At 63.2% G+C, this 23,149-nt stretch carries 20 protein-coding genes; 10 read left to right on the top strand and 10 right to left on the bottom strand.

What is annotated here, in order from left to right:
* Positions 1-122: 122 nt before the first annotated feature.
* From ACTJK6_RS19725 to ACTJK6_RS19690, 8 genes are all read right to left on the bottom strand, one after another.
* Positions 123-368, bottom strand: coding sequence for a PAAR domain-containing protein (locus ACTJK6_RS19725; protein WP_440840053.1), 246 nt, complete (start codon positions 366-368; stop codon positions 123-125).
* A 25-nt stretch (positions 369-393) separates the two neighbouring features.
* The gene (locus ACTJK6_RS19720) at positions 394-1,647 is read right to left on the bottom strand and encodes a hypothetical protein (protein ID WP_440839917.1); all 1,254 of its coding nucleotides are present in this window, start codon (positions 1,645-1,647) and stop codon (positions 394-396) included.
* 46 nt (positions 1,648-1,693) lie between these two features.
* A complete protein-coding gene (locus tag ACTJK6_RS19715; protein WP_440839916.1) occupies positions 1,694-2,806 on the bottom strand; it encodes a DUF6708 domain-containing protein in 1,113 nt (370 codons plus the stop codon).
* Entirely contained in the window at positions 2,803-5,400 is a 2,598-nt protein-coding gene (locus ACTJK6_RS19710; protein ID WP_440839915.1) for a T6SS effector BTH_I2691 family protein, read from the bottom strand. The genes ACTJK6_RS19715 and ACTJK6_RS19710 overlap by 4 nt, the downstream gene beginning before the upstream one ends.
* Positions 5,393-6,304 (bottom strand): DUF4123 domain-containing protein, encoded by a 912-nt coding sequence (locus ACTJK6_RS19705; RefSeq protein ID WP_440839913.1) that lies wholly within the window; start codon positions 6,302-6,304, stop codon positions 5,393-5,395. Before ACTJK6_RS19705 ends, ACTJK6_RS19710 begins: the two co-directional genes overlap by 8 nt.
* 9 nt (positions 6,305-6,313) lie before the next feature.
* Positions 6,314-8,806, bottom strand: a complete 2,493-nt coding sequence (locus tag ACTJK6_RS19700) for a type VI secretion system Vgr family protein (RefSeq protein WP_440839912.1) — start codon at positions 8,804-8,806, stop codon at positions 6,314-6,316.
* Positions 8,807-9,554: 748 nt separating this feature from the next.
* Positions 9,555-10,433, bottom strand: a complete 879-nt coding sequence (locus ACTJK6_RS19695) for a PhzF family phenazine biosynthesis protein (RefSeq protein WP_440839911.1) — start codon at positions 10,431-10,433, stop codon at positions 9,555-9,557.
* Between the two features lie 171 nt (positions 10,434-10,604).
* Complete coding sequence (locus ACTJK6_RS19690; protein ID WP_440839910.1) at positions 10,605-11,186, bottom strand: J domain-containing protein; 582 nt, start codon at positions 11,184-11,186, stop codon at positions 10,605-10,607.
* Here ACTJK6_RS19690 and ACTJK6_RS19685 point away from each other — a divergent pair.
* Together ACTJK6_RS19685 and ACTJK6_RS19680 are read left to right on the top strand one after the other, a co-directional pair.
* Entirely contained in the window at positions 11,176-11,667 is a 492-nt protein-coding gene (locus ACTJK6_RS19685) for an ArsR/SmtB family transcription factor (protein ID WP_440839909.1), read from the top strand. The two genes, ACTJK6_RS19690 and ACTJK6_RS19685, sit on opposite strands and share 11 nt — an antisense overlap.
* Positions 11,657-12,175, top strand: coding sequence for an SRPBCC family protein (locus ACTJK6_RS19680; RefSeq protein WP_440839908.1), 519 nt, complete (start codon positions 11,657-11,659; stop codon positions 12,173-12,175). Before ACTJK6_RS19685 ends, ACTJK6_RS19680 begins: the two co-directional genes overlap by 11 nt.
* Before the next feature lie 70 nt (positions 12,176-12,245).
* Here ACTJK6_RS19680 and ACTJK6_RS19675 read toward each other — a convergent pair whose 3' ends face one another.
* Together ACTJK6_RS19675 and ACTJK6_RS19670 are read right to left on the bottom strand one after the other, a co-directional pair.
* Entirely contained in the window at positions 12,246-12,623 is a 378-nt protein-coding gene (locus ACTJK6_RS19675; RefSeq protein ID WP_322017939.1) for a cytochrome c oxidase subunit II, read from the bottom strand.
* A 1-nt stretch (position 12,624) separates the two neighbouring features.
* Positions 12,625-13,587: a metallophosphoesterase family protein gene (locus ACTJK6_RS19670; protein WP_232038850.1), complete on the bottom strand. Its 963-nt coding sequence runs from the start codon at positions 13,585-13,587 to the stop codon at positions 12,625-12,627.
* 197 nt (positions 13,588-13,784) lie between these two features.
* On the opposite strand from ACTJK6_RS19670, the gene ACTJK6_RS19665 reads away from it, so the two are divergent.
* The 8 genes from ACTJK6_RS19665 to ACTJK6_RS19630 all read left to right on the top strand — a co-directional run bounded on the left by ACTJK6_RS19665 (position 13,785) and on the right by ACTJK6_RS19630 (position 23,084).
* Positions 13,785-14,420: an RNA polymerase sigma factor gene (locus ACTJK6_RS19665; RefSeq protein ID WP_232038851.1), complete on the top strand. Its 636-nt coding sequence runs from the start codon at positions 13,785-13,787 to the stop codon at positions 14,418-14,420.
* Positions 14,410-15,231 (top strand): anti-sigma factor family protein, encoded by an 822-nt coding sequence (locus tag ACTJK6_RS19660; protein WP_343619681.1) that lies wholly within the window; start codon positions 14,410-14,412, stop codon positions 15,229-15,231. Before ACTJK6_RS19665 ends, ACTJK6_RS19660 begins: the two co-directional genes overlap by 11 nt.
* Positions 15,232-15,460: 229 nt before the next feature.
* Entirely contained in the window at positions 15,461-17,137 is a 1,677-nt protein-coding gene (locus ACTJK6_RS19655; protein ID WP_260801078.1) for a methyl-accepting chemotaxis protein, read from the top strand.
* 48 nt (positions 17,138-17,185) lie between these two features.
* Complete coding sequence (locus ACTJK6_RS19650) at positions 17,186-17,650, top strand: chemotaxis protein CheW (protein WP_232038854.1); 465 nt, start codon at positions 17,186-17,188, stop codon at positions 17,648-17,650.
* A 5-nt stretch (positions 17,651-17,655) separates the two neighbouring features.
* Complete coding sequence (locus ACTJK6_RS19645; RefSeq protein WP_440475938.1) at positions 17,656-19,071, top strand: CheR family methyltransferase; 1,416 nt, start codon at positions 17,656-17,658, stop codon at positions 19,069-19,071.
* Entirely contained in the window at positions 19,052-19,753 is a 702-nt protein-coding gene (locus ACTJK6_RS19640) for a chemotaxis protein CheW (protein ID WP_253540744.1), read from the top strand. Before ACTJK6_RS19645 ends, ACTJK6_RS19640 begins: the two co-directional genes overlap by 20 nt.
* The gene (locus ACTJK6_RS19635) at positions 19,750-22,080 is read left to right on the top strand and encodes a hybrid sensor histidine kinase/response regulator (RefSeq protein WP_440839907.1); all 2,331 of its coding nucleotides are present in this window, start codon (positions 19,750-19,752) and stop codon (positions 22,078-22,080) included. Before ACTJK6_RS19640 ends, ACTJK6_RS19635 begins: the two co-directional genes overlap by 4 nt.
* Complete coding sequence (locus tag ACTJK6_RS19630) at positions 22,077-23,084, top strand: chemotaxis response regulator protein-glutamate methylesterase (protein WP_316869246.1); 1,008 nt, start codon at positions 22,077-22,079, stop codon at positions 23,082-23,084. The genes ACTJK6_RS19635 and ACTJK6_RS19630 overlap by 4 nt, the downstream gene beginning before the upstream one ends.
* The last annotated feature ends 65 nt before the right edge of the window (positions 23,085-23,149 follow it).

The raw sequence follows: 23,149 nt of genomic DNA, 5'->3' as shown, positions 1-23,149 counted from the left end.
AGCTTGCCAATAAGTCGTCCATCGGTCTGGCTTAGTACTGCTGCGGGCGTTTCGCGCCAATCTGGGAGTGGGGCACGCACGAGTGAATGATGGTGGTAATGCGAACCCGTGGCGCAGTGGTGTCAATCCACAATGGCGCAGCCATCCCCGAGGAGGACCGCGCCACACTCGGTCTCGTCCCCGTGCGTGGCAACATGCTCGCCATCCACCTCCATATCGCAGCGCACCTTAATGATCTTGTTGGGCCCGTGAATCGGGCAGTCCACCCAGTCTGTGCGCCGCGCGAGGGGTTTGCCATCGAGCAGGCTGTCTCGCGAGCCCGTTGTGACATGGCCGCCATGGGAGTGCCGGCAACCCACTGTGATCATGCTTCCGTCCATGTTTGCGCGGTCCTTACTTTTTGTCTTTGATTTTTCCTTCGCGAGTACTTTCAGGGAATAGGATCTTAGGAGCGGCTGCCAATGCTTTGCTCAACGCAGTGAGAAACTCAGTCTCAAATTGCTCGGACACATGCCATCGATCAAGTTGTCCCTTCTTTTCAAAGGTAAATTCTCCATCGATTTCAAGCACGCCATTTTCAGAGAGTTTTGCAAGCAGCGGATCCTCGTATGCGATCCGCAACGGGCATAACTGTTGAGAGGGCGATTTCTCGGTGCAATCTGCCGTGGGGCTCACAGACATCACTCGCTGGCGCAATGTTTTTGAATGGCTGACGCCGAACCAGTCCTTCCGATTATTTGTGGGTGAGGCTGAAACGTGTTTCTTTTGCAGCACTTCCAGGCCGTTCATGAATGCCTTGCGGAGCCTCTCGCTTCCGATCGGCGCCCCCAGCGATTCGCTATTTCGTTCGCCACCGTATTGGGTCTGAACAAACTTCGCGGGCACCATGGCGACCTCAAAACCAGGGCCCCCCTCGGCTGCTGGGCGAATGACAAAACCAACGGTCGTCTTCAAATTACCGACCTTGACATCAGCCGTGCATCCACGGGAGCGTGAAGTTTTTTCGTATCCGATTTCCCGAATGTTAGACAAATCAGGAGGTCCTGCCTGTATTGCATCGATGGATGACAAGTACGAACTCATCGATATATTGAATAAGGATGCGGATGCCCCCTTCGATTTACAGGCTGGCGTAGTGGGAGGGGCGAGGTAGAAGGCTGCTGCCGCCGCCACAACGCCAAGCCCCGTCGCCCACCCGCCAAAGCGCCACAGCCTTTTACGGCGATTCATCCGGATCGAAATCGGTCTGATTTTTTCCAGAAAACGATCTGGATCCAGCTCACAATAGGAAATTAGCCGGGTCTCGGCCACAAGGTATTCGTCGCTTTCGGACGCCTTCAAGACCTTGGATGCAACCTCATCCAACATCTCGTCAGGCACGAGACCATGCTTGACCAGCCAATGCATGGCGCCCCCAGGGCTGGCAAACAGCGGGGCGTCAAGGAGAATGCGCTTCGTGCTGGCGGCCTTCGTGTCTTGAAGCAATTGGATCGCTTGATCATGGACGGCTTCGGTGATGAAACCGTCCATCAGCAGCACGCTGAGCTTCCATTCGTCGGTGTGCTGGTCAATCTCGATTGCTCGCCAGGCCAACGGGCCCGTACTGGTTGTTGCGGAAGAGGTGGTTATCGTTTGTTCGTGATTCATGTTTAAGCTTGGCAGGCAATTCGAGGGTTGGCGCGCGATCATCGCGTTACACCACCGCCCGTGATTTCTGATGCTTGAGAATGGCTTCTGCCTCGGATCGGGTCAGCGCGCCCTCTCGCCTGCGCTGGGGTTCCAGTGCCCACGCGCGTTCCAGGTCTGCCCGCGAGGGCCTGCCGCCCGGTCCGCTGGCGAAACCGATGTAGTCGTCGGCGTAGGGGCGGGCGTATGGGTCGTTGGGTTCGGGCTTGCAGGCTTCCTCAATCTCGGCGGGCCAGACGGGGGCGCTACAGGTGGCAAGCACGAGCCAGCGTACGGTCGCATCCAGCAGCATGAACGGGAAGAAGACGTAGTCGAAGAGCGAATTGAACAGGCTGGAGAGCTTGTCTTCGCGACAAATCTTGAAGCCTTCCCAGAACGATTCGCGGGGGTTCCAGAAGCGGTGCGGCTCGGGCAAGTCGGCGGGGCCGTCTTGCATGTAGCGACGGTAGTACTCCCATTGTTGTTGGGCTTGCTCCAGCGTAAACATCAGACGACCCAGTACGAACCCTCGCACGACGTTGCCATCGGCATCCAGCGTGTAGTGGCGGATGTCGTACATGGAATAGCTGGTGGACAGGCCGCCTACCCTGCGCTTGCCGATGCAGAAGAACTCGTCGTTACTCCAGCGGACTTCCCAGAGGCCATCGCGGTCTTTGGTGCGCATGGCGTAGATGCGGCGGGTCTTGCGGTTGAGGCGGATGGGACGGTGCTTGAGGGAGAACAGGTAGCGGCGGGCTGCTTCGCCTCCCAATAGGCCAAAGAATGCAGCACCAGCAAGTCCAATAACGGTCCCAAGCACAGTCGCAAGCCAATTCCCATTTCGCCCCATCTCTTCAGCCGAAACATGAAATGGCGTCGACGCAAACATTGCTGCTCCACTAACCCCGAGGGCAACCGCGACAAGACAGATGATGAACAGCATCCCGGCCAACTGCACACGCGTTTGCGATTCGTCGGTGATCTCCAGGCACGTCGAGTCGATACGGTAGACGTTACCAATCTCGAAAATCTCATCGCTCGCGGGTTGGTCAATGTGGAGCCGGTGTTCTCGCTCCCACTCTCCAAGTGGTTTGCCTCTTTGGTAAAAATGAATACGCTCATCTTTTGGCGCAAATCTCATTTCACGCCCTCGTCCTTGACTTCGATTCCCAATTGCACAAACTCCTTCCACTCGGCTTCCATCGAGTGATATTTGTCGGGGTCGGGCCGCTTGGCAAAGTGGCATTTCTGAACCCACTTGAGCGTGGCGGGATCATCCAGCATCGCCAAGCCAACGTTCACGCCAAACAGGATTACGAGGGCCGGCCAGACCGGGACCCCACCAAATATCAGAGGGAAAATATCGGCTGCGACCGGGAGCGCTGCTGCCGCGAGGCCAGAAGCGCTTGAGGTCATATACAAGACCGCGACGAGGCGATTTCCTTTCATGTACTCATCGCCCGCATGGTAAGCATCCCACCCAACAGCCACAGTCGCCCCCGCGAAGCCAATCCACCTTCCCCCTCGCGCCAGTCTTTCTCCTTTCGCCACCCATTGTTCTCGCGGCGTAGCCCGCATGGCTCTTGCCACCAGCGGATGCGTCGGCGCCTTGGACACGGCCACGCCGGCCTGCTCTGCCAACGTCCCGACCATCGTCACCAGCCCGCCCATGAGCTTGGTGCCTTTCTCCGCTTCATCAAACTCGCCCGCAGCCCGGAAGGACTGCGCGGCGTGGTAGACCGCCACGCCTTGCAGAATGCACGCAATCGCGCCGATGTTGACGTGCGGTGAACCCAACGCCGCCTTGACCTGTTTGACACCGGGGACGTCGGCTGTGGTTTTCAGCTCTAGCGCGCCCAACCCGGTTGTCTGGGCCAGATGCTTCGGATCAAACCACACCAGTCGGGCATTCCGGGCCATGCGTTGGGCCTGCCGGGCGAATGCCACGGCTTCTTCCCGGCGTTGGGTTCGGCCGAGCTGGCTATACAGTTTGGCGTTCTGCTTTTTCAAGTCGTCCAGCATGGAGGCCCGAAGCTGCATCACGCTTCGGTCGGCATTGACGATGCGCACACCGCCAAACAGGCTCAGGCCATGGATATACATCCAGGCGGGTTTGGAACCCAGCTTGTTCGCGAGCGCCGGGATGATCTCATCGGACAGCACCCAGGCCAAACGGGGTACGAGCTTGAGCTTGGTGACGGCCTCGGTTAGTGACAGACCCCGATCAAGCAAGCCATCCATGGCTTCCAGGCCAGAGCGGAAGACGGCGAGCATGGCGCTGTAGGCAGCGTCGGTTGGATCCGCTACGGTTTTGATTGCCGGTTGGTAGTTGAGATACAGGGCGCGGGCAAGCAGGTTGCTGTCCTTTTGTGGATTAGCGTCTTCGTACCAGCGCTTGATGACTTTGCGGCACTCGACGGTGTCGAGTGCACCCTCGATGCAACGTGTGAGGGCTTCGTTGTAGTGGTAGCCGTGCCCGAGGTCCATCCGGTCATGACGATGGGTCATGTAGCTGGTGAATTGGCCGCTGGTGAGCCATTGGCTGTGGCTCAGCGCAATCGGGGCGAGGACGGTTTCGTTGAGCGTTCTGAGGCGGGCGGTATGGTCTCGGTGCCGCTTGCTGTTGTCGAGCACGTCGGCGTAGGGTTTCCAGGCGGCGGTCTTGGCATCAGTCTGGCGCTTCTGGCGGGTGGCTTCGCGCTCGGCGTCTTCTCTGGCCCAGCGCGCCTTGGTCTTCTCATAGGCGAACATGGCCGACAGGAGTTCATAGCCGGGACGGCCCTCTGCGTCGGTTTCGGTGCGCCGGGCTTGTTCTTCTGCGGTCATCCGGGCGATGGCCTGGGCTTCAAGGTTGGCTTGCAGCCGGTCGAGCAGGAAGTCGGTGTTCTTGTCCCAGATGACGCTGTTGGCGGCGCCCGCGTGCATCTTGTCGTTGGTGAGCACGGAGAGGTCTTTGATGATGCCCTTGGGGTCCTCGAAGGCTAGGACGACAGCGTCCCCGGGTGAGATGCGCTCCATGGTTTCAGAAAGAATGGAGCCAGCGCTCAAGCCGATCAGGTCCAGGCGATTGCCCGCCTTGGTGCGCGGCGGTGCGCTCAGATACTGGAAAGCTTTGTCCTGCGCTTCGGGCGGCATAGCGTAGGAGGCGACATGCTGCTTAAGCTCGGTGGCGCGTGCGGCGTGCGGTGCCTTGTGGCTGGCAAGCCATGCCTGCACGTTGAGCGATTGCATGTGTTGCCGGCGTACGTCGGCACGGCTCTTGTTCTCGTCAAGCTGCGCTTGGGTCCACTGTACGTGGGAGTAGGCATACCAAAAGGTAGTGGCGTTCTTGGCGTCCGGGATGGTGAAGTACATCGAGGTGTAGCCGTGCCCGATGCCCATGCTGCAGAAGAATTCGTCAGGCGATCTTGGTGGGGCGGGTCGCTCGGGGATGATTTTCCACAGGTGGCCGCCGTTGACGACGAGGTAGGTCTCCCATGACTGCGAGGCTTCGTGAAACACGTAGAGGAAGCCGGGGCGCATGGTGCGCAGGGTGTATTGGGCTCCGCCGCCCAGCTGGGAAGGGGCGTTCTCGATCTTGAAGTTGCCGGACAGCGCGGGAGCGCCAACTTTGTCTTCCGGCCCGATGACGGCGTAGCGCACCGGCAGCACGGCGAGTCCCGGCGCATGATCACAAAACTGGCAGCCCTTGACGGGCGGTGTGAAGCGGTCAACTGTATTCTTGGCGTTATCCATGCTGCGGGGGGTGTTGAGTCTGTTTGGCGGCTTGGGCCATGATCTTCATCAGTTCCCAGTCGTCGTTGGACAACCGCGCCATCGCTTGGCGCAGCGTCATCTCGCCACGGGCGACGGACGGCCACAGTGCTTGCAGCTTGGTGTGCTGCTCGAAGGGTTGGCCAAAGGCTGCCGCATAGGTGGCGTAGTGCTGGCGGTCGGTGTGGTTTGATACGTGCAAGTCCTGGGCGGCAAACCGCAGTAACCGGTCCACATTGGGCGCTCGTGCAATCGATGGCTTGGCGTAGTTGACCATCCGCGCCAGCACTCGCTCGATGTCGGTCACGTTTTCGACCGTGGGCCATTGTTTGGCGTCGGGCCACCATGGACGTGGATCGGTGTTGTCTGATGACGCGGGTGCTGCGGGTCGGTCCAGTTCATACCAGTCGCCGGCCCAGGCAAACCCCCAGGTTTCGCACGGCCCGTAGAGTGCCTTCAGTTGCGCGGGCCGCAACAGCCACGCCATGTGGATGAAGACGCGCGGGTCATAGAAGCGCCACAGCGCTTGTCCTTGCTGGTGATCGGTACCGATGAGGCAGCCTGCTAGATGCGCAGTCACGTCTTGGATCGGTACGGGCCCTTGCAGCCGGGCACACACCACGGGCGGGTCAGCGCGCTGCGCGCCTCGCCACATCAGATGCGCCAAGGCGCGCCGCATGTCCGGAGGCGTTTCGGCCAGGTCCAGCAACACCGGCATCAGCTTGGCGTTATCGCCTACGCCGGAGGGCAGGCATTCGTGCAGGGTCAGCGATGACAAATCCAGCACGGCAGGATCATGGTTGAGTAGGTCCAATACCAGCACGCCGGTGTCCCAAGCGGGCGGCCATGGCTTCGGTAACAGATGATCAGTCTTGAATGTCGCCATGACCGCTTCTTACTGAATGGGTACAGCGCCCGCGCCGTTCGTGGCGGCCCCGGCTGCGAGGTGTGCACAGATTTTGGTAGTGGGCATGGCGTAGGCCGCTGTCTTCGGCCCGGTCAGCAGCTTGCTGGCCGAGTACACGGCCCATTTGCCTTGCGAGAGGCTTTCGATGCCTTCGGGGGTGATGCGGATTTCGTTCCCGCCGACGTTCAGGCGGATGCCCTTCTGCCCGCTGATCTCAACCCAGTCTGTCGTTGACAGGATGCGCAGCACCTTCTGCGCTAGCAGGGCCATGGCGTCGGATTGCGCTTGCATCTCGACCTTGCCCTTGGCGGAGAACAACTTGATGCCGCCGCGCTGCACGAACAACGAGAAGCGTTCGGTCGCGGTGGCATACATGCCGCCACCGGAAGAGAAGGACAGGTGCTGCCCACTCGTGAGCGCGATATGCTCACCGCTGGCGATATGAGTGGTGCCTGGGGCTGACGTGAGAATGCCGGCCTGGCTTGCTACCGTGATATGAGGTTCACTGAATTCGGCCAGTTTGCCGCCGCCCTTGATGGCACCGACCTGCCTGTGCAGCACCTTCGCTACGTCCTGTTGCTCACCAGTTTGGGCTTGCCCATTGACCGCGCTTTGCCCGAGCGAGTCCGCCAAAGTTAGCGCTTCCTGCACGAAGCCGATCACGTCCTCCACGCTCATCATGCCACCCTCGGCCTCTGGGCGGCGGAGGGTGGTCAGAAGCAAGCCCAGTGCGGCACGTACTGCAGCGTGGCCATCGGTGCGTGCTTCCAGTCCTTCGCCACGTTTGTCCTGGCGTCCGGTGCCGCGCAGGATGCGAGTGATGAACCCCAGGCTCAGGCTGGAGTTCTGGTGGTCGCTCTGCAGCTGCGTCTGGATTTGGCCTTGGGTGTCGTCCTGGACAAAGGTGTTGGTCCTACCCCCGTGCAATTCCTTGCTGACGAAACCAGAGAGCGCATGGTGCCCTGGCATGGGCCACTGGGGCATGTTCTCCCGATTAGGGACGCGCCCGGTAATAATCGGGCAATCCGGATCGCCATTGAGGAAGTCGACAATGACTTCTTGCCCAATGCGTGGAATCTGGATGGCGCCGAAGCGCTCACCCTGCCAGGGAGACGATGTTCGCACCCAGCAGGAACTGTTTGCATTGCGTTGACCGATGCGGTCCCAGTGGAACTGCACCTTGACGCGGCCGTATTCGTCGCTCCAGACCTCCTGGTTCTCCGGACCTACGACGGTGGCCGTTTGGGGCCCGGTTGTCCTCGGCTTGGGCTGGGTGCGCTCGGGGCGGAAGAGCTCGTTGCTGGGCTGGGCGGTGAAGCTCACTTCGCAGCGCCACGCTGGATTGCCGCCAGAAGATTCGGGTACGTCCTCAATCAGAAGCTGGGCGCCAACGATGAGGTATTCGCGGTTGGCCTCGCTCTGGACGAAGTGCGTGAGGGTGAAGGTGCAGCCTGGGACCATCGCACGCACGTTACCGGCACCCCGGGCTCGGCGGCCGTGCTGGCGCAGGGCCTCCATGCGCATGCGGGCGATCTGGTCGCCTTCCTTCCAAGGGTCGTTTCCGGTAGTAGGCTGGCTGTGGTCACCGGGCCATTCGCGCACTTCGGCATTGGCGTGGGCCGTATCGAGCGGATCGGCGGCGCGGACGGTGAGGTCGGCGCTCGGCTTGACGAAGTCGTAGTCGGTGGCCGCCCATTGGCCCGAGACGACTTTGTCGTGCAGCTCGAAGGTGTGCAGGTGTTCTTCGTCGATGCGGTCGGAAGACGGCTGCCAGCGGATGGTCTGGTAGGCGGGGCTGGCGAATGGACCAAACGCGCCGTTGCCGTCGGTGAGCACCAAACGATGTTTGCCGCCCGAGTGCTCGATGTGCCAGGCGATGCCCCATTCCTGCGTCAGGCGCTGGAAGAACTCGAAGTCGCTTTCGTTGTATTGGACCTGGTAGTCGCGCCTGGGGTAGCGGGCGATGTCGAGCCGGCGTTCGACGGGGAAGATGTAGCCACCCAGCAGCGCATCCAGAATCTCCACCACGGTCTGCTGCTGAAAGATGCGTGTGTCGCGGTTGAGCGTGGCAAGCCAAAGCCAGGGGCGCAGCGTGAGACGATATTTGAGTTGGCGGCCACCATTGACCGGGGTGGGACCGACGATGTCGGTGACAAGCCCGCTGATTTGTCGGGTGCCGGCGTCGGTGCCGTCCAACGCGATGGTGACAGTGAGTTCCTGGCCGCGCAGGGCGTTGGTGTCGAGGTTGGCGGCCGGGCCGTAGAGGACGTTGCGTTCGTCGGGGGTCTTGAGTTCGATTTCGTATTCGAACAGTTCGCACAGCCGCTCGGTGCCGGAGAGCTTGGAGAACACCAGCGCCGGTTTGCCCAGAATTTCTGGCAGGCCGTGGCCCGTGACGGACACTGTGCGCGTATTCAGCAAAGCAAGACGGTTGCCCATGGGCGGCGTTCCAACAGAAGTCATGGAATCCGCGCTTGGCAATGAGCCGACCGGCAGCCAACGCGGGAGAACTGGCAAGGCTAGCTTGCGCGGTCTCCGACTTCTATCAACCCAACAAGAATTCACATGTTGATGGCGAGTCGACGGACTCCTTGCGGTCGAACGTTCAATCCGCGGCGAGTATCGACGTTGTCTGCATTACGACCGAAGTCGTGGATGCGTGACGTGCTTCACAGCGGGCAAAGGGCGGGCGAGCCCAGGCAAGCCCCGGCACCGATGCTGCAACATCGGCACCAGCAGACCTCATGCGCCTGGGTCGCCCATGAAGTCAGCGTTGTTGCTGGAGGTGTTCCGGCGTATGGGCCGCGCTTGTTGCGCATGCGTTGCCGGCAGCGTTGCGATTGAACACCGCGTGTGAGCTGGCGGCGTGGGAGACCGAGCGGGTCACGGCATTCCTCTTCATGTGATGAACGGAACCGCGCCCAACCCTTGGGGAGGGGTGGGCGAGCACAGGCAGGTTTGGAACACCGAGACATAACGATCGGCACGGCCGAAGCCGTACAAGCCTGGCTCGCCCAATGAGGGAGACGAAGCCAAGCCATAGCGGTTGAGGACAAGCACCTATGCTCGGCGCTTGCCCGTTATGTCCGAGGGTTCCAAGCCTCGATCGCTTTCTCTATGGCACGGAAAACGATGGCGCAGAGTGTACCGATGGCTGCTTCGTCTGAGCAGGGGCGAAACTATAAATCAGAATTGGCGTATGTCGGGCAGTCCGTCACCGACCCCACAGTCAGACATCTACCCTCACAGACTGCTCCAATGTCGCGGTCCCTCCGGCCATCAATCCAGCGATCGTGCCTTCCTGAATATCGAGAATCACTTTGATCGCACTCGGAGATGGCGGCAGCATCAGTTGTCCTTGTTCTATTGTCATCACCCGGTGCTTGACGCCCATTTTCTCGTATAGAAAGCAAGCCAAAGAGCCTGCTGCTGTGCCGGTTGCCGACTCTTCATGAATCCCGAATCTTGGTGCGAACATGCGCGCTCTTGCTTGACGATCAGCAGTCCGCGTTGATGTCGAAAAGAGGTAATAGCCGATCAGGTCGAGTTCCTCGCTAATCGCTTCGATCGCCCGTTGATCCGGGCGGATTGCAGCGACGGAGTATTCGTCGGGCAACGCAACGATAAGAAAGCTGTTGCCCGTGTTGACCACGGTCGGTTCTGCCATGCCATAGATGTCCTCCAGCTTCATCCCAATCGATCTTGCAATTCGCGCAGCGAGATCGGATTCCTGCTTGATTGGGTGATACACGGGAGGCTGCTGTTGCATCAAGATAACGTCACCGTCAACGAGAACGGTCCTGCAGCCATCGATCGTCTCTTTTGACAGACTTCCATCGGCGACCCTACCGAGCTTCCTCAGCAGCGAGAAGGTCGCAATCGTCGCGTGTCCGCAGTGAGCAATCTGGCGCGTTGGCGTAAAGAACTCGAGTTTGATCGTCGCTATGCCCGACTTCGACACGAAGGCTGTTTCTGATAACCCGACTTGCCTGGCAACTTCCCGCTTCTGGTTAACGTAGAGCGCATCAGCGTCAATCACAACCCCCGCGGGGTTTCCCCCGCTCTCTCCGTCAGTCAACGACCTGACGATCTGTACATCGATTCGCATTGATTCTCCACATGCCAACGGCACGCAATAGCAGCCGAAATATCGCCCGGATTCTCAACGATATGGCCGGGGCCGTCGAGTGCCCGACATGCTTGATCGCCGCCACCATTTGCATGTGAGCGGTGCCCGCGCATTCGATTGCTTTCTCTACGCGGCGTCTGGCATCTGCAACTATTGCCGCAGACCAAACAACCCTTGCCAGAACGACTCGAACGCGCTCGCGTGCCGCTGGGGCGAAGTCGCCTCATCGGGTTGGGGCGTCGCTTCGCTGTCGGGCGTGTCTGTGGTGGCCGCGGTGTCGCGTCGTGCTTCCTGCAAAGCCCACACGCTGTCGGCAATGCGCGCGGCAAGTTCTGCATCGCAGTCCCGGCCAAGCAGCACGCCGAACAGGACGTCGCGATTGTGGCCGTCGTCGGCAAAGCGCATCGCGATGGCGACCATCTTTTCGTAATGCGCCTGCGCAAGGCGTTCGCGCTCGCGTTGCGCTTCCCGCTCCTGTGCTTCCTGTGCCTCTTGCTCGGCTTGCCAGCGCTGCATTTCCTGCGCGAATACCTCGTCGTAGACCCGGCGCTGTTCAGCATCGGAGAGGATGGCGTAGGCCTCGCGGATTTCCTGGAACGCCGCATAGGCCTCGGCTTCGCGGCCGGGGTTGCGGTCTGGGTGCCACTTCATTGCGGCGCGGCGGTAAGCGCGCTTGATTTCGTCCAGGGTCGCGTTCGGCTGCACGCCGAGGGTCGCGTAGATGGTCGTCATGTGCGGTGTGGCGGCTGCCGGGGGGAAGGTCATCCTAGCATGGGAGTGTGTTCATGCTGACGGGCCAACCGCCTACGTCACAACACGCTCTCGAGCTCTGTTGCATCAAAGCATTCTCACGTATATAGTTAGCCAAATGGATAACAATGGAATTGCGCTAGACGCGGTATTTCACGCGCTTTCGGACCCAACGCGCAGGGCGGTTATTCAACGGCTCGGCGAAGGACCCGCGACGGTGAGTGAACTGGCAGAGCCATTCGACATGGCGCTGCCGTCGTTCATGAAGCACATGCGGGTGCTGGAAGGCGTCGGGCTGGTCCGCTCGGAAAAGAGCGGACGAATCCGGACGTGCATGCTCGAGCGCAAGAAGCTGGCTGCCGCCGAGCGCTGGTTTGAGCAACAGCACGCGATCTGGGCAAGCAGGTACGGCAATCTGGACAACCTCTTAGAGAAACTCCAAGGAGAAGGCAATGAAGGCTGATCTTCGGTTTGATTTCGTGGTCGACATGCAAAAGAGCAGCCTCACGGTGAGGCGAGAGTTCGCGGCGAAGCGCCAGCTTGTGTGGGATTGCCATACGAAGCGCGAACTGCTCGATCAGTGGTTTGCGCCCAAGCCGCTCGCCACCAAGACCAAGCATATGGAATTCAAGGAGGGCGGCTACTGGCACTACGCCATGATCACCCCTGATGGACAGTCGTTCTGGAGCCGTCAGGACTATCAGAAGATCAACCCGATCGACGGCTATGCGGTTCTTGACGCCTTTTCTGATGAAACCGGCGCGGTCAATCCGGATCTGCCCCGCGCACGCTGGGATGTCACCTTTACCGATGCGAACGCACGCACCCTTGTGACCACTGTGGTGCTGTACAACTCGCCGGAGGATGTGCAGAAGGTCATCGACATGGGTATGAAGGAGGGCATGACCTCCACCCTGGAGCGCCTCGACGAGCTGCTGCTGACCCTGACCGAGCGGGGCGCGCTGGCCTAAAACCGCGCTCGCAGATGCAAACGCCCCGACCTGTTCGGGGCGTTTTGCGTTGAGTGTCGCGTGATGCGCTTCAGGTGACGGTCAACGTTCCATTCATCGTCTCGTGGCCCGAGCCGCAGAAGATGTCGCACAGGAAATCGAACGTGCCTGTCTTGTCGGGCGTAAGCGCCAGCCGCACGGTTTGACCCGGCACCACGTCGGCCCGTACGTTGAAATCCGGAATCGAAAAACCCATCAGGATGTCCTGCCCGGTCAGTTCGAAGACCACCGGCACACCGCGCTTGAGCGTGATCTTGTCTGGCGTGAACGTGAACTTGCGCGCGTGCACGCGGATGACCGTCGGGCCCTCGCCGTGCGCAACACAGGCGAGCGCCGCACCCGCTGCGAGCACGGTGAACTGGCGCAGCGCCAGCCGGCGCTTGGGGTTGTGTGCAATGAGAGGGCGCATGTCAGGTGGTCTCCGGCGTCTTGGTGATGGTGTTGGCTTTGGTGTTCGCCTGGATTGGCTGTTCGGCGAGCGCCCAGGTGGCGGCGTCCTGCTTGCCGTGCTCGGTGATGCTGCGCCAGCCCAGGCCCCGGTAGGGCGCGGCGGCATCCCACGGGACCGGGTTGCGCTTGGCCTGCGAGCCTGGCGCGGGTGGCGCGGGTAGCGGGAACATCAGCGAGCGCGCCGAGTGGTGCGCGATATGCCCGGTCATGTGGTGATGCTCCTGGTGGATGTGGCCGTAGAACACCGTCACGTTCGGGTGCGGCATCAACAGGTCGATGACCTGCTGGCCATCGCGCGTGGCCCAATCCCATTGCGGGTACAGATCGAACAGCGGCCGATGCGTGAACACGACGATAGGCGTGTGCTCCGGTACGGAGCGCACATCCGCCGCCAGCCACGCGAGCTGAGCTTCGCCCACACGCGCCGATGGGTCGGACACGTTGTCGATGGCGATGAAGTGCACGCCCTTGTGATCGAACGAATAGTGCGTGCGGCCGAAGAGTTCGATATAGGCCTCGCCGTTGTCGAGCGAGGCATCGTGCTCGCCCGGCATGTAGTGCACCACCGGCACCTTGATCTGCGCGGCAATGTCGCGAAACTCGGCCAGGCGTTTGCGGCGCTCGGCGGGGTCGTCGCTGATGTGGCTGAGGTCGCCCGTGAAGATGACAAAGTCGGGCGCGGGCGACAGCGCATTCACCGCCGCAATCGCCTTGGGCAGCGTGCCTTGCGAATCCGGGTTGGGCGCGCCCTTGAAACCCCAGTGCGTGTCGGATAACTGCACGAAATAGAAATCGTCTGGCTTGGCGCCGGCGGTGCGCGCGGTGGCGGCCATCGCCTGCCAGCCGGGCAGGCCCGATGCGTACACCAGACCGCCGACCGCGGCCAGTTGCAGGAACTGGCGTCGTCCGGGTTGCTTGCTCATGGGTGTCCCCTGCAATAGATGACTGAGTTGGGTAGCAGTCCAGCGCGAGGGCAATGACGGAAGCGCCGGTCCTGTCTGTCATACCGGCCGGGGTGCCCGCGTATTCCACAAGATTGGCGTTTCCACAAAATTTCTTCGGGGCGGGAATAAACTGGATTGCGCCCCGGTATACGGAGGTCAACTGCCTCCAGGCCGTTATGCCCGACCTGTCAGACCCCACGCTCGATCTGCCCACCGACGCCCAGCGCTTTGCGCAGGCGGTGTTGCCGCATGTCGATGCCGCCTACAACCTGGCGCGCTGGCTCTCGGGCGACGCGCAAGACGCAGACGACATCGTCCAGGAAGCCTGCCTGCGCGCATTCCGGCTGTTTGGCGGGTTTCGCGGCGGCGATGGCCGCCCGTGGCTGCTGGCCATCGTGCGCAACACGTGGTTCTCGGAATGTGCCCGCCGCAAACAGGCCCCGGCCCAGCCGTGGGATGACGACGCGGCCGCCTGCCAGAGCAACGACGACAGCACCAGCTACGGCGTCGACCCGGCCGCGCTGCTTGCCCGCATCGACGACGTGCGCCGCGTGCATGCCGCGCTGGCGCAGTTGCCGGTGCCGTATCGCGAGGTGCTCGTGCTGCGCGAACTGGAGGACCTGCCGTACCGCGACATAGCCGCCGTGGTCGACGCGCCCATCGGCACGGTGATGTCACGGCTGGCGCGTGCTCGGCAGCAACTCGCCCGCCTGCTCACGGAAGACAACGCGCCGCTGCGCACCAATGTGACGCCCATCCGCGCATCGGGCGGCCTGGGAAACAGCACCAAGGAGTTCCGCCATGAACTGTGACGACATCCGCGCGCTGCTGGCTGCCCGCGCCGATGGCGAACTCGGTGCGGCCGACAGCCTGCGCATGGAGGCGCATCTGGCCACATGCGCCGCTTGCACCGACATCGCCGCGCGTCACGATGGCGTGGTGCGTGCACTGCGCCAGGGGCTGCGCGCGCCGGCGTTGTACACGAAGGCGCCCGCAGGATTGAGCCAGCGTGTATTGCAGGCCGTGCGAGCGGAGGCTGGCGTGCAGGCCGAATCGACTCGCGCGCGCGCGCCGCGCCGCATGGAGTCACCATGGCAGCGCATGGCCAACTGGTTGGTCACGCCATCTCGCGGGCTCGGCTTGGGACTGGGCGCAGGCGCGCTCGCAGCGGTAGCACTTGGTGTGGGCGTGCTGGTTGGCCGGCCCGATGCGGCGGCGCTCACAGCGCACGACATCACCGCCAGCCATGTGCGGGCGCTGCTGGGGGCGCGGGAGACCGATGTACTGTCGTCCGATCGCCACACGGTCAAGCCGTGGTTCAACGGCCGTATTGACTATGCGCCGCCGGTCGTCGACCTCGCCGCTCGGGGTTTCCCGCTGATCGGCGGCCGGTTGGACTACATCGACGGGCGTCCGGTGGCGGTGCTGGTCTACCGCTCCGCGAAGCATCCCGTCGACTTGTATGTACGCCCCGAGGCCGGCAGCGACACCGAGCCCACGCTGCGCACCGAGCGCGGCTACCAGTTGATGGTCTGGCGCACTGCCGGCATGGGCTACTGGGCCATCACCGACGCCTCTGCCGACGTGGTGCAAGCGTTTGCGCAGGCCCTGCGGGGCGGTTGAGACCACCGCGCAGACGCCGCCCATGTGCGCGCATGTGCTCAATGGGGCGGCGCGTCAATCTTGTCCCGGCACGGGCTTCCCCTTGTATTGACGCGGAATCACAAAGGTTTCGGTTCCGGTGACCGATACGTTCCTTTACCATTCCAAACAGTCCTGTGTGGCGCGCTCCGTGCCGCTGTCACGTCTTTTTCGCCACGGCTTTCTTGTCGGCTTCTTCTAGGTTTCAAACATGGTCTCTGCGACGCCCCGCATCAGCAACGCAACCCTGTCAGGCATGCTTCGCGGCGGCCGCTTCTCACTCGGCAACCGCATCGTCTTGAGCTTCGGTGCGCTGTTCGTTTTGATGGTCATCATGGCGGCGGTGTCGTACACGCGGCTTCGCGCGATTGACGAAGAGGCGATGAGCCTGGAGCGCGACTCGGTACCGGGTTTGTATTTGTCGACATCGCTGCGCGCGGCCACGCGCAACAGCCAGGCGATGCTCGAACGTGCATTGTTTGTCGATACCGATGCAGATGCCGTGCGGCGCGACCTGGACCGTGCGGCCAAAAGCGTGCGGGAGCTGGATCAATACTCGACCGCCTACGAGGCCACCATCTTCCGCGAGGATGACCGCCAGCGGTTTGGCGTGTATCGCGCCGCCATCGACAAATACCTGGCCATGTTCAACGACGCTGTGCAACAGGCCGCCAAATCCAGGCCAGCTGCACAGGTTGTGGCGCAACGTGCCATTCCTGCCTGGGAAGAGGCCGTGAAGGTTGCCGAGCAGCTCGTGACGGACAACCGTGCGGCAGCCGACCAATCGGCGCAGCAGATTCGCAGCTCCGTACAGAGCACCGAGGTGACGCTGGCCGTGGCGCTTGGCGTGGTGTTGCTCGCCGCGCTGGTGTTGGGCTATGCGCTGTTCAAGGCGATTACGGTGCCGATGGCCCGTGTGGTGGATGCGCACGATGACATGCGCACCGGTAACCTGTCTGGCCGGCTCGATCTGCGCCGCAACGATGAATTCGGCACACTGGAAGAAGGCTTCAACCGCATGGCCGAAGAGCTGGCGAGCCTGGTGTCGCAGGCCCAGAAATCTTCCCTGCAGGTGACGACGTCCGTGGCCGAGATTGCCGCCACGTCCAAGGAGCAGCAGGCCACAGCCGCCGAGACCGCCGCCACCACCACCGAGATCGGCGCAACGTCGCGCGAGATATTTGCCACCTCGCGTGACCTGCTGCGCACGATGAACGAGGTATCGAGCGTGGCCGAGCAATCCGCCACGCTGGCCGGCGCCAGCCAGAGCGGCCTCACGCGCATGGAAGACACCATGCGCGGCGTGATGGAAGCGGCAGGTTCGGTCAACGCCAAGCTGGCGATCCTCAATGAAAAGGCGACCAACATCAACCAGGTGGTCTCGACCATCACCAAGGTGGCTGACCAGACGAACCTGCTGTCGTTGAATGCTGCGATCGAGGCGGAGAAGGCCGGCGAATACGGCCGCGGCTTTGCGGTGGTGGCCACGGAAATCCGCCGACTGGCCGACCAGACAGCAGTTGCCACCTACGACATCGAGCAGACGGTCAAGGAAATCCAGTCGGCCGTCTCCGCCGGCGTGATGGGTATGGACAAGTTCTCGGAAGAGGTGCGGCGCGGCATGCGTGATGTGCAGCAGGTCGGCACACAGCTCTCGCAGATCATTACCGAAGTGCAGACGCTCGCGCCGCGCTTCCAGATGGTGAACGAAGGCATGCAGACGCAGGCCACTGGCGCCGAGCAGATTACGCAGGCGCTGTCGCAGTTGTCCGAAGCCGCGCAGCAGACGGCGGAGTCGCTGCGCCAATCGTCGCAGGCGATTGATGACCTGACGTTGGTGGCCAACCAGCTTCGTACCGGCGTGTCGCGTTTCAAGATCGAAGCCTGATCCGAAACGCATCCGCATTGAGGTGTTTTTGCTGTAGCGAGAATCGCCATGCTTTATCTCCTGTTCCAGCTCGATGGCGACCGCTATGCGCTCAACGTGGCGCAGATTGCCGAAGTGCTGCCCTTGGCGGCCACCAAGTCGATTCCGGGTGCGCCAGATTGGGTGGCGGGCGTGATCGAACGGCATGGCGCGCCCGTGCCGGTGATCGACGTGCCTCAGCTTGCCTTGGGCCGCCCCGCGCGGCCATTGCGCTCCACGCGGCTGGTGCTGGTGCGCTATGAATCCGGCATCCGTGGCGACGAGGCGCCGCTGCTGGGCCTGATGCTTGAGCACGCAACGCACACGCGACGTATCGACGAAGTGCACTTTGCCGACAGCGGTGTCGCCACGCCCAATGCGCGCTGGCTCGGTCCCGTGGCAAGCCTGGACGACGGCCTGGTGCAGCGGGTCGATATCGAGGCGATGCTCGACGCGCACGTGCGTGCGTTGCTGTTTCCGGCAGCCGTTGGCTGAGCATCATGGTGGCCGTTGATCCCCGCTTTGAAGCCTGGCTTTCGCACGAGACGGGCATTGACGCGCCGTCGCTCGGTGCAAACACGCTGGAGCGCGCGGTGCTGGACCGCACGCGCGCAATGCTGGCCACGCGCGGCATGCCGAACACCGTGGACGCAGCGGCGCTGGACGCATACTGGCTGCGCCTGAACACTGTGCCCGAAGAACGGCAGGCCCTGATCGAAGCGCTGGTCGTGCCCGAGACGTGGTTCTTCCGAGACCGCGAGGCCTTTGTCACGCTTGCCCGCGTGGTGGGCGAAAAACTTGCGCGCGAGCCGATGCGCGTACTGCGCATCCTGAGTGCGCCGTGCTCGACGGGGGAAGAGCCGTACTCTGCAGCGATGGCGCTGCTCGATGCAGGCATCGACCCCGCACGCTTCACCATTGAGGCGATCGACATCAGCGTGCGCGCCATTGAACAGGCACGGCGTGGGGTGTACGGGCGCAATGCATTCCGAGGCCATCCGCTGACCTTTCGCGACCGGCATTTCACTGAAGCCGCCGGCGGCTGGCAGTTGAGCGATACCGTGCGCGGGCTGGTGCGTTTTGCACAAGCCAACCTGTCGGACGCACCGGCCGATGACACGCGCTACGACTTCATCTTCTGCCGCAACGTGCTGATCTACTTTCACCGCGATGCGCAGGATCAGGCGATTCGCCGGCTCGATTCACAACTGGCGGAAGACGGCATGATCTTCGTCGGCCCGGCGGAAACGGGCCTGATGATGCGTCATGCGATGAGCTCTGCGCGCATTCCGCTGGCGTTTGCGTTTCAACGCATGGCAGCCGGTGAAACTGGCGTGCGGACGCCGTTGCCGTTTCGCTTGCCACTGCCGCCCGAACATGCGGTTCCGGTGGTGGGATTGCCCGGCGTGGCATTGCCATCCGTACCGGTGCGTCCCGTGGCGGCGCGCGTGTCTGCGCCACCCAGACCGAACCCGGCGCCGAGCCTCGCCGCACGCCCGTTACTGCCCGCCATTCCAGAGATTGAGGCCGTGCTGCGCGAGCCGCCCACCGTGGCCGACGCACGGCGGCTGGCCGACGCTGGCAATCTTGATGAAGCCGAACGTGTGGCGCTGGAGATCGCCAACCTGCGTGCCCCCGAGGCCGATACGTTCTACCTGCTCGGCCTGATTGCCGATGCGCGCGGGCGCCAGGCGGATGCAGGGGATTTCTACCGCAAGGCGCTGTACCTGGAACCCGCGCATTACGAGGCGCTGACCCACCTGGCCGCGCTGCTCGACGTTGCCGGCGATACGGTGGGCGCACGCCAGCTCATGCTGCGTGCGGAGCGCGCCCTGGCGCGCCAGGACAAGACCCCATCTGCACTCTCCGGAGCCCCGGAGCACTCACGAGGAAGACATGGCGCACGCCGTCCATGACCACGCGGGCGTTACCACGCTCGTAGATGACTGCTGGAACCGCATCGGCACGCGTGGCGATCAATCCTGCCCGCGCCTGCCTGAGTACGCGCGCTGCCTGAACTGCCCCATCTTTGAAGAGGGGGCCGCCGCGCTGCTGGATCGCGCGCTGAGCGATGCCGACCTGGAAGCCGCGGCGCTGGCGCATCGCACGGCCGCGCCGCTGCGTACGCTGGAGCAGGCGGGCGCGGAGTTGGCCGTACTCGTATTCCGTATCGCCGATGAATGGCTCGCGCTGCCGGCCACCGCACTGCGGCAGATCGATACGCCGCGCGCCATCCACACGTTGCCGCATCGGCGCAACCGGGTGGTGCTGGGGCTGGTCAACATTCGCGGGGCACTGACGGTGGCGGTGTCGCTGGGTGAGCTGCTGGGGCTGGATCAAGCGGGCAGCAAGCACGCCGGGCGCAATGGTTATGCGCGGCTCTTGGTGGCTGCGCACCGGGATGAACCGGCCGTCTTCCCGGTGGATGAAGTGGAAGGCGTGCTGCGCTTTCCGGCCACCGCGCTGCTGCCGGTGCCGTCCACCCTCACGCACGCGACCACGGCCCACGCACGCGGCGTACTGGCGTGGCGCGATGCCACCATTGGCTTGCTTGATACCGACCGCGTGTTCGACTCGATTGCCCGGAGCCTGCGATGAGCATGGATGACGATCTGGGCCGCCAATCGTTGCTCGCGCTGTTCCATGAAGAAGCGCAGACGCAGACACGTGTGCTGTCCACCGGACTGCTGACGCTGGAGCGTGCTCCCGCCGATGCCGCCGCGCTCGAAGCCTGCATGCGTGCGGCACATTCGCTCAAGGGCGCGGCGCGCATCGTCGGCCTGCAGGACGGTGTAGACGTTGCACACCGCATGGAAGAGTGGTTCGTGGCCGCGCAGAACGGCACGCTGGTACTAAGCGCTGCCCATATCGACGTGCTGCTGCGTGGCACCGATCTGCTGCTGCGTGTGGGGCTGCCTGCTACGGGCGGGCAGGTGCCGCGAGCGGAGGTCAATGCCGTTCTGGCTGCGTTTTCCGCGCCGGAGGGCGCCGCCGTCGCACGCGCAGCTACAACGTTTGCCGAACCGGAGCCCGCCACCGAAGACGCCACGCTGCAGGCCGCGATGGCGCTGCTCAATGCCGAGGTGGCGGCGCTCTCCGCGCCTGCGGTGCCGCCGCCCCAGCCCGCTGCACCCGCACCGCAACGTGCGCCCATCGGCAGCACAAGCGATCCGCATCGCATGCTGCGCGTGCGCGCCGACAACCTTGACCGCCTGCTGAGCCTGTCGGGTGAATCGCTGGTGGAGTCTCGTTGGCTCAAGCCGTTTGGCGAATCGATGTTGCGCGTCAAACGCACGCACCGCGCGGCAGCGCTGGCGCTCGACACGCTTTACGAAACGCTGGTCGAGCGGCTCGACCGGCATGCCGACGCCGACATGCACGCTGCGCTGAACGACGTGCGCCAGATGCTCAGCCACATGCAGCAGACGCTGGGCGAGCACATCGACGATCTCGATCGCTTCGATCGTCGCAGCACACACCTTGCTCAGCAGCTGTACGACGAGGCATTGCAATGCCGCATGCGGCCGTTCGGCGACGCGACGCATGCCTATCCGCGCGTGGTGCGCGACCTGGCGCGCTCACTGGGCAAGCAGGTGCGCTTGACCATCGTCGGTGAGGCCACGCAGGTCGATCGAGACATTCTCGACATGCTTGACGCACCGCTTGGCCACCTCCTGCGCAATGCCGTCGACCATGGCGTGGAAACGCCCGCAACCCGCGAGGCACAAGGCAAGCCAGCGGAAGCCGGCATCACGCTGGAAGCGCGCCACAGCGCCGGCAAACTGCTGATTACCGTGGCCGATGATGGTGCCGGTATCGACCTGGAGGCGGTGCGCGCAGCAGTGGTGCGGCGCGGTCTGTCCGATGCCGATACCGCCAGCCGCCTGTCGGATCACGAGTTGCTCGACTTCCTGTTGCTGCCGGGTTTCTCGATGCGCGAGCAGGTGACGGATGTGTCCGGACGTGGTGTCGGGCTCGATGCCGTGCACGAGATGGTCAAGGCGGTGCGCGGCACCGTCCGCATCCACAACGAGCCGGGGCACGGCACGCGCTTCATGCTGCAGTTGCCGCTCACGCTGTCCGTCATCCGCAGCCTGCTGGTGGACGTGGGCGGCGAGGCGTATGCGTTTCCGCTGGCCTACGTGCGGCGCACGCTTGAGCTGGCCCGCACCGAGATCGACATGCTCGAAGGCCAGCAGCATTTCCGATTCGAGGGCCGCCCGACAGGATTGGTGACGGCGCACCAGTTGCTCGGTACGCAACCCCCGGGCGAAGCGCGCGAGAGCGTGCCGGTGGTCGTGATTGGCGAGGGCGCTGAGACATACGGCATTGCTGTCGACCGCTTCCTGGGTGAGCGCATGCTGGTGGTCCAGCCACTGGATGCTCGGCTTGGCAAGGTGCGTGATATTGCCGCCGGTGCGCTGATGGAAAACGGCGATGCGGTGCTGATCGTCGATGTCGACGACCTGCTGCGTTCAGTCGACAAGCTCGTGCGCGGCGGCCAGCTCGACAAGGTCCAGCGCGGGCAGGGCGTGACCGTGCAGCAGCGCAAGCATGTGCTGGTGGTGGACGATTCGCTCACGGTGCGCGAGCTGGAACGCAAGCTGTTGGAAAAACGCGGCTACGCCGTCACCGTGGCCGTAGACGGCATGGACGGTTGGAACGCCTTGCGCGGCGCAGACTTCGACCTTGTCGTTACCGACATCGACATGCCGCGCATGGATGGCATCGAACTGGTCACGCTCATCAAGCGTGACGCCGCGCTCAAGGCGCTGCCCGTGATGGTGGTGTCCTACAAGGACCGCGAGGAAGACCGCCGCCGCGGCCTGGATGCCGGAGCGGATTACTACCTCGCCAAAGGCAGTTTCCACGATGAAGCGCTGCTCGACGCAGTGCGCGACCTGATTGGAGAAGCGCGGACATGAAGATCGGCATCGTCAACGATATGCCGCTGGCCGTTGAAGCCATGCGCCGCACGATCGCACGCCGGCCCGAGCACCGCGTGCTGTGGGTGGCGACCGATGGGGCGCAGGCCGTTGAATTTTGTGCCGCGCAGCCGCCCGACGTGGTGCTGATGGATCTGATCATGCCCCGCTTTGATGGCGTGGAAGCCACCCGACGGATCATGGCGTCGCGCAACCCGTGCGCGATCCTGGTGGTGACCAGCAGCGTGGGTGCCAACGCGTGGCGCGTGTACGAGGCGATGGGCGCCGGCGCGCTGGACGCCGTGGATACGCCCACGCTTGGCGGCGGCGCGGATGCCGAGGCCAACCACCCGTTGCTCACCAAGATCGACCAGATCGGCCGCCTCCTGGATAAACCCGTGGCGCCGAGGCCGTGTGTGGGCACCCCCGCGCGTGACGGCGCGGTGCCTTTGGTGGCCATCGGCGCCTCTGCCGGAGGGCCCACCGCGCTGGCCGCCGTGCTGGGCAAACTGCCAGCGGAGTTTGCCGCGGGCATTGCGGTGGTTCAGCACGTTGACCAGGCCTTCGCAGCCGGGATGGCCGAATGGCTGAACGGCCAGACCGCCCTGAAGGTGCGCGTGGCCGTGGAAGGCGATCGCCCGCATGCAGGCGAGGTGCTGCTCGCGGCCACCAATGACCACATGCATGTGCTGCCCGGCGGTACCTTCGGCTACACGCGTGAGCCGGCCAGCACGCCCTATCGGCCGTCGGTCGACGTGTTCTTCCACAGCGTGGTCGAGCACTGGCGGGGCAGCGCCATCGGTGTGCTGCTTACGGGCATGGGCCGGGACGGCGCCATCGGCTTGAAGGCGATGCGCGCCAAGGGTTACCACACCATCGCGCAGGACGCTGCCACCAGCGCGGTGTATGGCATGCCCAAGGCTGCAGCTGCGCTGGATGCGGCGCGCGCCATCCTGCCGCTTGACCGCATTGCCGACGAACTCATCGCGCTCGTGCGCGCCTGAAGCACGCACGAGCCATCGCCATGACACACATAACCAGAAACGGGGAGCATCACATGACCAACCAA

The organism is Ralstonia sp. 22086 (assembly GCF_052045975.1).
Lineage (GTDB): Bacteria > Pseudomonadota > Gammaproteobacteria > Burkholderiales > Burkholderiaceae > Ralstonia > Ralstonia wenshanensis.
The sequence above is the reverse complement of the archived record's forward strand: the minus strand, read 5'-3'. Positions and strand labels throughout refer to the sequence as shown.

What these genes read in the sequence shown, in the direction of transcription:
- ACTJK6_RS19665 (WP_232038851.1), top strand. Translation starts at nt 13,785, where the DNA reads ATGCCCGACCTGTCAGACCCCACGCTCGATCTGCCCACCGACGCCCAG.
- ACTJK6_RS19695 (WP_440839911.1), bottom strand. Translation starts at nt 10,433, where the DNA reads ATGCGAATCGATGTACAGATCGTCAGGTCGTTGACTGACGGAGAGAGC.
- ACTJK6_RS19630 (WP_316869246.1), top strand. Translation starts at nt 22,077, where the DNA reads ATGAAGATCGGCATCGTCAACGATATGCCGCTGGCCGTTGAAGCCATG.
- ACTJK6_RS19650 (WP_232038854.1), top strand. Translation starts at nt 17,186, where the DNA reads ATGCTTTATCTCCTGTTCCAGCTCGATGGCGACCGCTATGCGCTCAAC.
- ACTJK6_RS19635 (WP_440839907.1), top strand. Translation starts at nt 19,750, where the DNA reads ATGAGCATGGATGACGATCTGGGCCGCCAATCGTTGCTCGCGCTGTTC.
- ACTJK6_RS19670 (WP_232038850.1), bottom strand. Translation starts at nt 13,587, where the DNA reads ATGAGCAAGCAACCCGGACGACGCCAGTTCCTGCAACTGGCCGCGGTC.
- ACTJK6_RS19675 (WP_322017939.1), bottom strand. Translation starts at nt 12,623, where the DNA reads ATGCGCCCTCTCATTGCACACAACCCCAAGCGCCGGCTGGCGCTGCGC.
- ACTJK6_RS19655 (WP_260801078.1), top strand. Translation starts at nt 15,461, where the DNA reads ATGGTCTCTGCGACGCCCCGCATCAGCAACGCAACCCTGTCAGGCATG.
- ACTJK6_RS19715 (WP_440839916.1), bottom strand. Translation starts at nt 2,806, where the DNA reads ATGAGATTTGCGCCAAAAGATGAGCGTATTCATTTTTACCAAAGAGGC.
- ACTJK6_RS19710 (WP_440839915.1), bottom strand. Translation starts at nt 5,400, where the DNA reads ATGGATAACGCCAAGAATACAGTTGACCGCTTCACACCGCCCGTCAAG.
- ACTJK6_RS19680 (WP_440839908.1), top strand. Translation starts at nt 11,657, where the DNA reads ATGAAGGCTGATCTTCGGTTTGATTTCGTGGTCGACATGCAAAAGAGC.
- ACTJK6_RS19685 (WP_440839909.1), top strand. Translation starts at nt 11,176, where the DNA reads ATGGTCGTCATGTGCGGTGTGGCGGCTGCCGGGGGGAAGGTCATCCTA.
- ACTJK6_RS19690 (WP_440839910.1), bottom strand. Translation starts at nt 11,186, where the DNA reads ATGACGACCATCTACGCGACCCTCGGCGTGCAGCCGAACGCGACCCTG.
- ACTJK6_RS19705 (WP_440839913.1), bottom strand. Translation starts at nt 6,304, where the DNA reads ATGGCGACATTCAAGACTGATCATCTGTTACCGAAGCCATGGCCGCCC.
- ACTJK6_RS19725 (WP_440840053.1), bottom strand. Translation starts at nt 368, where the DNA reads ATGATCACAGTGGGTTGCCGGCACTCCCATGGCGGCCATGTCACAACG.
- ACTJK6_RS19660 (WP_343619681.1), top strand. Translation starts at nt 14,410, where the DNA reads ATGAACTGTGACGACATCCGCGCGCTGCTGGCTGCCCGCGCCGATGGC.
- ACTJK6_RS19645 (WP_440475938.1), top strand. Translation starts at nt 17,656, where the DNA reads ATGGTGGCCGTTGATCCCCGCTTTGAAGCCTGGCTTTCGCACGAGACG.
- ACTJK6_RS19640 (WP_253540744.1), top strand. Translation starts at nt 19,052, where the DNA reads ATGGCGCACGCCGTCCATGACCACGCGGGCGTTACCACGCTCGTAGAT.
- ACTJK6_RS19720 (WP_440839917.1), bottom strand. Translation starts at nt 1,647, where the DNA reads ATGAATCACGAACAAACGATAACCACCTCTTCCGCAACAACCAGTACG.